General features: G+C 72.4%; 9 protein-coding genes. 3 read left to right on the top strand and 6 right to left on the bottom strand.

Annotated features, from left to right (window positions below; translation table 11 throughout):
• Positions 1-7: 7 nt before the first annotated feature.
• The 4 genes from ACWGI2_RS12705 to ACWGI2_RS12690 all read right to left on the bottom strand — a co-directional run bounded on the left by ACWGI2_RS12705 (position 8) and on the right by ACWGI2_RS12690 (position 4,662).
• Complete coding sequence (locus tag ACWGI2_RS12705; protein WP_453695227.1) at positions 8-1,024, bottom strand: aldo/keto reductase; 1,017 nt, start codon at positions 1,022-1,024, stop codon at positions 8-10.
• An 85-nt stretch (positions 1,025-1,109) separates the two neighbouring features.
• Positions 1,110-1,538 carry a protein-tyrosine phosphatase family protein gene (locus tag ACWGI2_RS12700; RefSeq protein WP_453695225.1) on the bottom strand — a complete coding sequence of 143 codons (429 nt, stop codon included), beginning with the start codon at positions 1,536-1,538 and terminating at the stop codon, positions 1,110-1,112.
• Positions 1,539-1,631: 93 nt separating this feature from the next.
• Positions 1,632-3,125, bottom strand: a complete 1,494-nt coding sequence (locus tag ACWGI2_RS12695) for an MFS transporter (RefSeq protein WP_453695223.1) — start codon at positions 3,123-3,125, stop codon at positions 1,632-1,634.
• A gap of 79 nt (positions 3,126-3,204) precedes the next feature.
• Positions 3,205-4,662: an MFS transporter gene (locus tag ACWGI2_RS12690; RefSeq protein WP_453695222.1), complete on the bottom strand. Its 1,458-nt coding sequence runs from the start codon at positions 4,660-4,662 to the stop codon at positions 3,205-3,207.
• A gap of 112 nt (positions 4,663-4,774) precedes the next feature.
• Here ACWGI2_RS12690 and ACWGI2_RS12685 point away from each other — a divergent pair, with 112 nt between their 5' ends.
• Together ACWGI2_RS12685 and dusB are read left to right on the top strand one after the other, a co-directional pair.
• Positions 4,775-5,734, top strand: a complete 960-nt coding sequence (locus ACWGI2_RS12685; RefSeq protein ID WP_453695220.1) for a helix-turn-helix transcriptional regulator — start codon at positions 4,775-4,777, stop codon at positions 5,732-5,734.
• A 47-nt stretch (positions 5,735-5,781) separates the two neighbouring features.
• The gene (gene dusB / locus ACWGI2_RS12680) at positions 5,782-6,912 is read left to right on the top strand and encodes a tRNA dihydrouridine synthase DusB (protein WP_453395445.1); all 1,131 of its coding nucleotides are present in this window, start codon (positions 5,782-5,784) and stop codon (positions 6,910-6,912) included.
• 29 nt (positions 6,913-6,941) lie between these two features.
• Here dusB and ACWGI2_RS12675 read toward each other — a convergent pair whose 3' ends face one another.
• Together ACWGI2_RS12675 and ACWGI2_RS12670 are read right to left on the bottom strand one after the other, a co-directional pair.
• Positions 6,942-8,912, bottom strand: coding sequence for an amylo-alpha-1,6-glucosidase (locus tag ACWGI2_RS12675; RefSeq protein ID WP_453695218.1), 1,971 nt, complete (start codon positions 8,910-8,912; stop codon positions 6,942-6,944).
• Positions 8,905-10,347 (bottom strand): MGH1-like glycoside hydrolase domain-containing protein, encoded by a 1,443-nt coding sequence (locus ACWGI2_RS12670; RefSeq protein ID WP_453695741.1) that lies wholly within the window; start codon positions 10,345-10,347, stop codon positions 8,905-8,907. Before ACWGI2_RS12670 ends, ACWGI2_RS12675 begins: the two co-directional genes overlap by 8 nt.
• 137 nt (positions 10,348-10,484) lie before the next feature.
• Between ACWGI2_RS12670 and ACWGI2_RS12665 the strand changes: the two genes are divergently transcribed.
• Positions 10,485-11,792, top strand: a complete 1,308-nt coding sequence (locus tag ACWGI2_RS12665; RefSeq protein WP_453695216.1) for an ROK family protein — start codon at positions 10,485-10,487, stop codon at positions 11,790-11,792.
• Positions 11,793-12,075 lie beyond the last annotated feature (283 nt).

The following is a 12,075-nucleotide window of genomic DNA, read 5'->3' as shown; positions in this document are numbered from 1 at the left end:
GGGGAGATCAGTGCTCGCTGTCGAGGTGCGCCATCTGTGCCTCCGGATAACGCGCACCGGACGCGGCACCCGCGGGAACCGCCTGCTCGATCGCGGCGAGGTCGGTCTCGTCCAGCGTCACGTCGAGCGCGCCGAGCGCCTCGGCGAGACGGTCACGGCGGCGGGCGCCGACGAGCGGAACGATCGCCGCGTCATGCCGCGGGCCCTGCGCGAGGACCCAGGCGATGGCCGTCTGCGCGACGCTCACGCCCTTCTGCTCGGCGACCTTGCGGAGGGCGTCGACGAGGTCGAGGTTCCGGTCGAGGTTCTCGCCCTGGAAGCGGGGACTCATCGCCCGGAAGTCGTTCGCGGCCAGCTTGCGGTCGCGTGTGAAGTGCCCGGAGATCAGACCGCGGGAGAGCACTCCGTACGCCGTGATGCCGATGCCGAGCTGGCTGACCGTGGGCAGGATCTGCTGCTCGATGCCGCGTGAGATGAGCGAGTACTCGATCTGTACGTCGGAGATGGGGGCGGTGGCGGCGGCGCGACGGATGGTGTCGGCGCCGACCTCCGAGAGCCCGATGTGCCGGACGTGCCCCTTCTCGACCAGCTCGGCGATCGCGCCGACGGTCTCCTCGACGGGGACGTCGGGGTCGATGCGGGCGATGCGGTAGACGTCGATGTAGTCGACGCCGAGCCGCTGGAGGGAGTACGCGGCGAAGTTCTTGACGGCCGCGGGCCGCCCGTCGTACCCGGACCAGCCGCCGTCAGGGTCGCGGAGGGCACCGAACTTGACGCTGGTGAGGGCCTGTTCGCGGCGGGCGGCGGGGGCGGAGCGGAGGGCTTCGCCGATCAGCATCTCGTTGTGACCCATGGCGTAGAAATCGCCGGTGTCGATGAGGGTGACGCCGGCTTCGAGGGCGGCGTGGATGGTCGCGATGGACTCGGCGCGGTCGGCGTCGCCGTAGAGGGCGGACATGCCCATGGCGCCTAGGCCGATGGCGGAGGTGTGGGGGCCGGTGGTTCCGAGGGTGAGAGTACGCATGCATTCACCATGCCATGACAGATGACAGATTTCAATATCTGTCATCTGTCATTTGTCACTCGGGTGTGGCGTAAGTCCAGGGTGATCAGCCGAACCGCCTCACGAACCTCCGCTGCCACGGCGTCTCCACCGCCCGCGCCGCATAGTGCTCCCGCACATAGGCCACGGCGTCGCCGCCCGGCACCCCGTCCAGTACCGCGATGCACGCCAGCGCCGTCCCCGTACGCCCCTGGCCGCCGCCGCACGCGACCTCGACCCGCTCCGTACCGGACCGCTCCAGCGCCTCGCGCAGGGCGGCGGTCGTTGCCGGGCGGTCTGTGGGGAGGCGGAAGTCGGGCCATCGCAGCCAGCGGGACTCCCACTCGACGGCGGGCGGCTCCTTGCCCAGGAGGTACAGCGCGAAGTCAGGCGTCGGACCGTCCGGAAGGGCGTGGCGCAGGCCCCGGCCGCGGATCAGTCGGCCAGAGGGGAGTCGCAGGACGCCTGGTGCAGTCGATTCCCAAGTCGCAGTCACGGCGCGAGCGTAGCCCCAGCGTGTGGGCCGGGCGCTGGCTTCAGATGGGCCGGGGCGTGGGAAATTTTTGTATGTGCGCGGCCAGCAGGCGGCTCAGGGGCGCGCCTCGCGCCGGCCCGGGTGGGCTGGGCGGACTGGGTCCGTAAGTCGTTCCTGCGGTGCGGTCGCCTCCAGGCGTTCCGCCGTTCGGCGGGCCGTTTCCCTCGCCCAGTTGCCGCTGGTCAGTGCGCCCAGGAGCAGGACCGCCAGGCCGCAGCCCGCGATGATCCACCAGGCGGGGCGGCTCGCCTCGGTGAAGGTGGACGCGTACGACGAAGACCCCACCCCCGAGGCCAGTACCGCGCCGATGACCGCGACGCCGAGCGTCTGGCCGATCTGGCGGCTCGTGGAGGCGACGGCGGCCGCGACGCCCGCCTGGGAGCGGGGCATCCCGGAGACGGCGGTGTTCGTGATGGGGGCGTTCACGAAGCCGAAGCCGAGGCCGAAGAGGACGTAGCCGAGGAAGAGCGTCGCGTTCGTGGTCTCCGCGTCGAAGGCGGCGAAGAGGACCCCGGACGTCGTCATTGCGACCCCCGCGACGAGGAGGGGCAGGCGCGCGCCCCGGCTGCCGACCAGGCGGCCCGACAGCGGGGCGCAGACCAGCGTCATCGCGGCCATCGGCAGCATCCAGACGCCCGCGTGCAGGGCGTTCAGGCCGCGTACGTTCTGGAGGTAGAGCGTGGAGAGGAAGAGGAAACCGCCCAGCGCGGCGAAGGCGCAGACCGCGATCACCGTCGCCCCGCTGAACGGTGCCGAGCCGAAGAAGCGCAGGTCGATGAGGGGGTCGGCGCGGCGCGGCTCGTAGGCGAGAAGCCCGAGGAGTGCCAGGAGCGACGCGGCCGCGAACGTGATGATCAGCGGTGAGGTCCAGCCCGCCGCCGGCGCCTCGATGATCGCGTACGTCAGGGCGCCGAGCAGCACCATGACCAGGAGCTGGCCCACGGGGTCGGGGCGGCGCGGCTTGGGGGCGCGGGACTCGGGGACGTACCGGATGGTGAGGAGCAGGGCCGCGAGGCCGACCGGCAGGTTGATCCAGAAGATGGAGCGCCAGCCGATGGAGTCCACGAGCAGGCCGCCCACGAGCGGGCCCGCCGCCATGGAGATGCCGACCACCCCGCCCCATACCCCGATGGCGCGGGCCCGCTCGCGCGGCTCGGTGAAGGTGTTGGTGATGATCGACATCGCGACCGGGTTGAGCATGGAGCCGCCCACGGCCTGGGCCATGCGGAAGGCCACGAGGGATTCCAGGTTGGGCGCGAGGGAGCAGGCCACCGAGGCGAGCGTGAAGATCACCAGGCCCACTTTGAAGATCTTCCGGCGCCCCAGCCGGTCCGCCGTCGAGCCCGCGAGCATGAGGAGCGTGGCGAGTACGAGGGTGTAGGCGTCGATCGTCCACTGCATGCCCGAGATGCTGGTGCCGAACTCCCGCGCCATCGTGGGCAGAGCGACGTTCAGGACGGTGTTGTCGAGGCTGACGATGAGCAGGCTCATGCAGCAGATCGCGAGCACGAGCACGCGTCGGCGGTGCGTGAGCTCTTGCTGGGGCATGAGTTCGACGGTAACCCGGTCGGCTGTGCGTCGCTCCTGTGGACGGAGGCGCACGCCCCCCTCGGCCCCCCGGGATGCCTCAGCCCACCCTCCGCGGCAGCCGCAGGCTCAGCACCGCCAGGCCGACGAGACCGGCCAGCTGCGCTCCGAGGACGATCGCGAACGCGTCCCGCATGCCCAGGCCCGGCACCAGGGCCAGGAAGAGCGAGCCGAGGGTGGCGACGCCGAGGGCCAGGCAGGACTGCTGGACCGTCGCCGCGAGGCCGCTGCCCGCGCCCGCCTTCGCGGTCGGCACCGCGGCGAGCACGATGCGGTAGTAGAGCGCCAGCTGCACGCCCTGACCGAGGCCGCACAGGACGAGACCGGGGGCGAGGACGAGCGGACTCAGTGAGGCGTACGGCGTCCACAGCACCGTCAGGGCGAGGATGGCGAGCCCGGTGCCGTGCACCAGCGCGCACAGCGTCATCGCGCGGCTGCCGAGCCGCGTCACCAGGCGCGGGGCGAGCATCGACGCCGCGAACTGCGCGACCCCCATGGGGATCAGGGTCAGCCCGGACTTCAAGGGGCTGAAGCCGAGCCACTGCTGGAGCGTCACCGCGCTGACGAACATCCAGCCGGCGAAGCCGGTGAAGATGGGCAGGCCGATGGTGAGCCCCATCCGTACGCCGGGTTCGCGCAGCAGCGAAGGGGGCAGCAGCGGGCTGCCGCCGGTGCGTTCGCCGCGCAGCTCGACGCGGGCGAACGCCCAGGCAAGGAACGGCGAGGCGACCAGGGAAAGCACCGACCACAGGGGCCAGCCCGCGGCCCTCCCCTCGGTCAGGGGCAGCAGCAGCGCGATCAGGGACGCGGCGAGCAGGAGCGTGCCCCCGATGTCGCTACGAGTGGGCTGCTCGGCCCGGCTGTCCGGCACCGAGCGCACGGCGCAGAGCAGGGCGGCGACGGCGACGGGCGCGTTCACCAGGAACACCGCGCGCCATCCGGTGCCCGCGAGGTCGGCGGAGACCAGGACGCCGCCGAGGACCTGGCCGAGGACGATGGAGATGCCGCCCACCGAGCCGTAGAGGGCGACCGCCTTCGAGCGCCGCTCGCCCCGCGTCGTCGCGTGGATGGTGGCGAGGACCTGCGGCAGCATCAGCGCGGATGCCGCGCCCTGGGCGACGCGCGCCCCCACCAGCCACCAGGCGCCGGGCGCGAGCCCGCAGGCCAGCGAGGTCACGCCGAAGGCGGCGACACCCCAGAGGAAGAGCCTGCGGCGCCCGTACGTGTCGCCGAGCCGCCCGCCGAGCACGAGCAGCACGGCGTACGCGACGGCGTAGCCCGCGACGACCATCTCCAGGGTGGCGGGGGAGGCGTGCAGGTCGTGTTCGATGCTGGGCAGGGCGACGTTGACGATGAAGAAGTCGATCATCGGGAGCGCGGCGCCGAGCAGGATGGTGACGAGGCCGAGCGGGGTCAGGGCGGGGGAGGAGTCCGCTGTGGGCCGGGCGCCCTGGGTGGTGGGCTTGAGGACGTGGGCGGTGGAGTTCGTGAGGTTCACGAGTACGACGGTCGTCGCATCGCCAGCCTGGTACCAGAGTCTCTTTATCCTGGTACCTGTACTACCTGGAAACAGGGTCGCCGGGCAGCCGCCGGAAAGGCAAGCTGATCCCATGGACACCGCACCATCCGGCCCCGTGGACACCGCACCGTCCGACCCTGTGGACACCGCGACGCCCACGCAGCCCGACCGTATCCGCCGCAGTGAGCTCGCCGACTTCCTGCGCAGCCGCCGCGAGCGCATCACGCCCGAGCAGGCGGGCCTGCCCCGCGGCCCGCGCCGCCGTACGCCGGGCCTGCGCCGCGAGGAGGTCGCGCATCTCTCCACGGTGGGCGTCACCTGGTACACGTGGCTGGAGCAGGGCCGCGCCATCCACGTATCGGCGCAGGTCCTCGACGCGCTGTGCCGCGCCCTGATGCTGGACGCCGGTGAGCGGGCCCATCTCTTCCAGCTGGCGGGCACCGCCGACCCCTCCCCGGCCGCCGAGACCGCGTCGGTCCCGCAGGGCCTGCTGCGGATCGTCACCCAGCTTGAGCCGTTCCCGGCGTGCGTGCAGAACGCCCGCTACGACGTCCTCGCCTACAACGCGACGTACGCGAACCTCCTCACCGACCTCGACGTGCTGCCGCCCGAGGACCGCAACTGCATGTGGCTGACCTTCACGCATCCCGCCTGGCAGGCCGCCATGGAGGACCGGGAGGAGACGATGCGCCGGATGGTGGCGAGGTTCCGGGCGCGGATGGCCGGGCATCTCGCGGACCCGGCGTGGAAGACGCTGCTCCGGAGGATGCGCAAGGCCTCGCCGGAGTTCTGCGAGCTGTGGGAGCGGCACGAGGTGATGCAGGCGGTGGACCAGTCCAAACGGTTCAACAACTCGCTCGTCGGCCCGCTGCACTTCACGTACCACGGGCTGTGGCTCGGCCCGGCCGAGGGCCCGCGCCTGGGGACGTACGTCCCGGCGGACGCGCGCTCGCAGGCGGCCACGGAGGAGCTGTACCGCCTGGTGAAGGCCGGGAGCGTGGGCACCCGCGTGGGCACTCGCGGGGGCACTCGCGCGGATGGGGGACAATAGGAGGTCTGCCCCCTCTCAGCCCGCTCGTCCCGGAGGAATCCCGCGCCATGGAGCCCCAGCTTCAGATCGGCCCGCACGCCGTGCGGCCGCCCGTCGTGCTCGCCCCCATGGCGGGCATCACGAACGCGCCGTTCCGGACGCTGTGCCGGGAGTTCAGCGGGGGCAAGGGTCTCTTCGTCAGCGAGATGATCACGACGCGCGCTCTGGTCGAGCGCAACGAGAAGACCATGCAGCTGATCCACTTCGACGAGACCGAGAAGCCCCGGTCCATCCAGCTGTACGGCGTCGACCCGGCCACGGTCGGCAAGGCGGTCCGCATGATCGCCGAGGAGAACCTCGCCGACCACATCGACCTGAACTTCGGCTGCCCCGTCCCCAAGGTCACCCGCAAGGGCGGCGGCTCCGCGCTCCCGTACAAGAGGCCCCTGCTGCGCGCGATCCTCCGTGAGGCCGTCAGCGGCGCCGGGGATCTGCCCGTCACGATGAAGATGCGCAAGGGCATCAACGACGAGCACATCACCTTTCTCGACGCGGGCCGCATCGCCGTCGAGGAGGGCGTCACGGCGATCGCCCTGCACGGCCGCACCGCCGCCCAGCACTACGGCGGCACCGCCGACTGGGACGCCATCGCCCGCCTCAAGGAGCACGTCCCCGAGATCCCGGTCCTCGGCAACGGCGACATCTGGTCCGCCGCCGACGCGGTGCGGATGATGAAGGAGACCGGCTGCGACGGAGTCGTCGTGGGCCGCGGCTGCCTCGGCCGCCCCTGGCTCTTCGGCGACCTGGTGGCCGCCTTCGAGGGCACGGGCGCGCCCAAGGCGCCGGACCTGCGCGAGGTCGCTGCCGTCATGCTGCGGCACGCGACCCTCCTCGGCGAGTGGATCGGCGACGAGGCGCGCGGTGTCATCGACTTCCGCAAGCACGTGGCCTGGTACCTGAAGGGTTTCGCGGTCGGCTCGGAGATGCGCAAGCGCCTCGCGATCACCTCGTCCCTCGCCGAACTGGAGGACGGGCTCGGCGAGTTGGACCTCGACCAGGCGTGGCCGGCGGGTGCGGACGGCCCGCGAGGCCGTACGTCGGGCAACAACCGCGTGGTCCTGCCGGACGGCTGGCTGAAGGACCCCTACGACTGCGCGGGCATCAGCGAGGACGCGGAGCTGGACACGTCCGGCGGCTGAGCCTCACCGCGGCACAGGCCTCGGCTCAGCTACCCGCCCACCGCACTCAGCAGCGCGAACGGCGCTGCCGCCGACCGTGACTCCCGTACGCACGCGTGCGGGTACGGAACCGGGCCCGGATACGACTCCCGCCCGTACCCCGCAAGCACCTCCGGCAGCCGGTCACCGCCTCGCGTCGCCGCCGCCACCAGGCCCCGTGCCACCGCCCGCGCCTCGTCGTGCAGCCCGTACCGCGCGAGGCCCAGCGCGATGAGCGCGTTGTCGTGCGGCCATACCGAACCCCGGTGGTAGGAGAGCGGGTGGTACGCGGGCTGGTCGGCGGCCAGGGTGCGGACTCCCCAGCCCGAGAAGAAGTCCGGTTCCAGGAGGCGGCGGCCCACCGCCTCTCCGTACTCCTTGTCGAGGAGGCCGGACCACAGGAGGTGGCCGGCGTCCGACGCGAGCGCGTCGACCTGGTGTCCTTCGCCGTCCAGGGCGAGCGCGGGGAAGCCCTGCTTCGGCATCCAGAAGTCCCGCTGGAAGCGGTCCCGCAGGTCGGCCGCCGCTTGTGCGAGGAGGTCCGCGTAGACCGTGTCGCCCCAGACCGTGCGCGCCAGCCACGCCGTGCGGCCCAGCGCGTCGTACGCGTAGCCCTGTGCGCCCGCCGCCATCACGGGGCCCGTGGCGCGGCTGCCGTCGGCGGAGCAGATCGCGCCGGGGGAGTCCTTCCAGTTCTGGTTGGCGAGGCCGCCCTCGTCCGCGCGGTAGACGAGATAGCCGCGCGCGGTGAGGCCGCCGTGGTCGAGGATCCAGCCGACGGCGGCCCGCGCGTGCGGCTCAAGGCGGCGGGCCAGAGTCGTGTCGCCCGTCCGCTCCGTGTACGCGCCCAACAGGACGAGGAAGAGCGGGGTCGCGTCCACGGAGCCGTAGTAGCGGCCGTACGGCACCTGTCCGAAGTGGGCCAGCTCCCCGTGCCGTACCTCGTGCACGATCTTCCCGGTCTGGGCGACCGCCCCCTCCGTGGCCTCCGTCGCCTGGGTGGCGGCCAGCGCGGGGAGTGTCGCCGCGGCCAGGCGCGGCAGGTAGGGGAGGGCGAAGAGCGAGGTCAGGAGGGCGTCGCGGCCCAGGAGCGTCAGGAACCAGGGGACGCCCGCCGCCGGGACGCTCAGCGCCTCTCCGTCAGGGCCCGACGCGGACACCTGGAGTACGGCGAGGTCCGCGAGGCCCCGCCGGCACGCCGCCGCCAGCTCCGGCCAGCCGCCGGGGATCTCGACGTCCGACGCGAACTCGCCCTCCAGGGCGACGAGTTGGGCTGCGGCCTGTGCTGGGCTCACCGGTGGCTGTGACTGCGGCTGCGGTGCTCCGTGCGGGTGCGCCGCGACACTCAGTGCCACCTCCGCCGTGCCGTGCGCGTCGAGGTCGATGGCCCAGACGAGCCGCCGCGCGCCGGTCCCCGTCTCCTCGACGGCATCCGGCGCGGGGTCCGCGGTCACGGTCGTACGGGAGCACCACTCGCGGCGCCGGTAGGCGAACTCGATGCCCTGGATCTCCTCGCCCTCACCGCCGCCGATGACCTTGCGCGACCTGACGGCGCCCGTCTTGGCGTACGTACGGTGGTCGGAGCGCAGCTCGAACTGGTCGGTGAAGTCGACGTCCACGGTCAGCGCGAGACGCACGGTCGTCGGCACCGAGCGATTGCACGTGACGCGAAGCGACTCCACGAACGCGCCGTCCGTCACCGCCTGTTCGCGGAAGAGCGTGCAGGACGCGGGCTCCTGCCTGCCGCCGCGCGGGACGAGGACGCACCGCGCCACACCCGCGTCCGCGTCGGCGTCCGACACCGGCGCGAGGATCTCCGGGACGGCCCCGTCCACCGTCAGCTGCCAGCGGCTCAAATGCCGGGCGTCGCGCACGAACAGACCGTCCGGGGCCGTGCCACCCCGCACCCCGCTGATGTCGCCCCCCGCGCCCAGCGCCGCGAACGTACCGCCCCGCACCAGTGGTTGACGCCGATCAGTCATCCCTGAACCCCTCCCTCGTCGCCGCGGCGGCAGGCACGTCAGCGGGCCTCCCGTGCGGCTCCTCGTCACGCCCGGCGGGATCGTCGAGCAGCAGATCCAGGGCGAGCGCGGCGCTCCAGCCGAAGCCGCGCGCACCGCAGCCCCGCCCCGTGTACGGGTCCACGTACTCCGCGAACCCGGACTCCCCGGCCACATCGAGCAGCGCGCGGCGCAGGCCGTCCGCCCGCGCGTGTTCGCCGTGCAGCCGAAGTCCCCGCTCCAGCAGCCAGTTGGTGTTGAACCACGCGGGCCCGCGCCAGTACCGCCGGGGGTCGAAGGCGCTTCCCGTGAGGTCGTAGCTCGGCACGAGCCGCGCGGGGCCGCCGAGGCCGAAGTGCGGTCCGCACGCGGTCCGTACGAGCGCGGCGGCGACGCGGCGCGGCAGCGCGGGCAGGATCAGCGGGACCAGACCGCCGACACCGCGCTCCGGCACCAGCCCACCGGAGCGCAGGTCATGGCAGAAGAACAGGCCCTCCGACGGGTCCCACAGGCGTGCCACGAGGGTGCTCGTCAGGGCTGCCGCGCGGGCTTCCCGTTCCCCGGAGGCGTCGCGCAGGCCCAACTCGGCCTCGATACGGGCCAGTGCGTACTCGGAGGCGATCAGAAGCGCGTTGAACGAGGGGTCCTCGACGGCGAACTCGCCCGCTCCGTCCGTGTATCGGCGATCGCGGTAGTCCGCGGCGAGGCGCACATATCTGCCGTAGTCGAGGTCGGTCGGCCGGTCCTCCGCGGCGCCGTGATTCAGGTCCGCACGCCGGTACGCGGCCGGGTCGGCCGGGGTCACACGGCTCAACGGGGCGTCCCAGCAAGGGCTGTTGTCCATGCCCTGCTCCCAGGGGTGGATCACGGCGGCGAGGCCCGCGCCGCCCGCGTCCCTGCGGTGCAGCAGATAGCGGTGCCAGGCGGCGAGCCGGGGGTAGGCGCGGGCCAGGAAGGAACGGGCGCGGGAGAGGCCCGGGTCCGAGCGGTGGACCAGCCAGGCGGCGAGCGCGTGCACCGGCGGCTGCACGATGCCGGAGGTCTGCACGGCACCGGGTGCCCCGGCGGTGCGGCCCGCCGTGGTGGAGCGCCAGAAGTCGGGGCTGGGAAAGTAGGCGTCCAGGGGGACGGAAGGGTTGAACACGATGTGCGGGACGCGGCCGTCGCCCCACTGGGCGGAGAGCAGCGTCTCCAGCTCCAACTGCGCCCGTAAAGGGGAGAGATGACGCAGGCCGATCGCGATGAACGCGGAGTCCCAGGACCACTGGTGGGGATAGAGCTGCCGGGAAGGGACCGTCGACGTACCCGTCCAGTTGGCCCACAGGACCTCGGCGGCGCGTTCACGCAGCGCCCGTGCGGGCCAAGGGGCACGGCGGGCGGTCAGCTGGGCTGTGCGGCCCCCGTTTGTGCGGTCCACGTTCGTGCGGTCCACGCGGTTCTCCCCGAGGGCCTCGACGCCCTGTCAGTTTGGCGTTGTCCATCCTAGAGTTACGTCTACTTAACGCGCAAAACTCAATATGTAACGGGGAGTTGATGAACACAAGGGGAGAGCGGATGCCGGACAGATCAGGGCGCGAAGGACAGGCGGAAGGACAGGCGGCGGGGGGACGCGTGGGCGGGCAGCATGCCGGCGCCGGGGACCTGCTCCACCTGGTGCGCAGCGGACGCGCCACCACGCGCGGCGCACTGCAGGAGGCCACCGGGCTCTCCCGCGCCACGGTCGGCCAGCGCCTGGACCGGCTCTTCCGTGCGGGCTGGCTGCGAGAGGGCGTGGGCGGTCCCTCCGGCAGGGGCGACAAGGCGGGCTCGCCGCTCGGCGGGCGCCCGGCCGTCCGCCTGGAGTTCGACGACGCCCACGCGGTCGTCCTCGCCGCCGACCTGGAGACCCGGCACGCCCGCACCGCCCTGCTCGGCCTCACCGGCGAGATCGTCGCCGAGCACGCGGGGCCCCTGGCGATCGAGGACGGCCCCGAGACGGTCCTCGGCGAGCTGGGCGTCCGCTTCGCCGAGCTGCTGCGCAAGGCCGACCGCGCCCCGGCCTCGGTCTGCGGCATCGGCCTCGCTGTCCCGGGGCCCGTGGACAGCGAGACGGGCCGCGTCGTCCAGCCGCCGATCATGCCGGGCTGGGACGGCTACGACATACGGGGCCGCCTGCGCCGCGCCTTCACCGAGCAGACGAGCGGCCCCGCAGGCACCCCCGTACCCGCACCCGGCCCCGCCGACGTCCCCGTACTCGTCGACAACGACGCGAACCTCATGGCGTACGGCGAACAGCGCGCCTCCTACCCCGAGTGCTCGGCCTTCGCCCTGGTCAAGGTCTCCACCGGCATCGGCGCGGGCGTCGTCGTGGACGGCGCGGTCTACCGGGGCATCGACGGGGGCGCCGGGGACATCGGCCACATCCGGGTGCCTGAGGGTGCCGACGCCCTGTGCAAGTGCGGTTCCTACGGCTGCCTGGCCGCCGTGGCCAGCGGTCGCGCGGTGGCCCGCCGCCTGACGGAGGCGGGCGTTCCGGCGGCCTCGGGGGCGGATGTGCGGGCGCTTCTGGAGGCGGGGAACCCGGTGGCGGTCGGTTTCGCGCGCGAGGCGGGGCGGCACGTAGGCGAGGTTCTCGCCACCGTCGTCACGCTCCTGAACCCCGGAGTTCTCATGATCGCCGGAGATCTGGCCGGAACACCGTTCCTGACGGGTGTGCGTGAGCTGCTGTACCAGCGGGCCCTGCCCCGCTCCACCGCTCATCTGGAGGTCGTCACCTCCCGCCTCGGTGAGCGCGCGGCCCTCATCGGTGCGGGAACGCTGGTGGTGGAGCACCTGTACGCCCCGAGGCGGGCGGAGGAGCGGCTGGCCGCGCTCGGCGTGTGAGGCGTATGACGGGCGTGTGACCGTCTCGTTCTCCGTCTCGATTCGCGTCCGGATGCTGACATCTGGCCGCTTCAAACGGCGTGATTCTCGCCACCCCTGATAGGGGTTGCGCTCAGATGAGCGGATCGAGGGCGACTGCACTTCTCCAAGGGGTGGCACTCAGTGCCACTGCTCGATCATTCATGAGGTGAACTCACATCTGAGTATAGGCCGCTCATTCGAGCGAATCACCGGGTCTACGGGTGTTGTGCCTTCAAGAGTTGAACACGTGCTCGCACATCGA

The sequence above is a fragment of the Streptomyces sp. NPDC054866 genome, from assembly GCF_053610745.1.
Note: the sequence above shows the minus strand (reverse complement) of the source record. Positions and strands in the feature narration are given on the sequence as shown.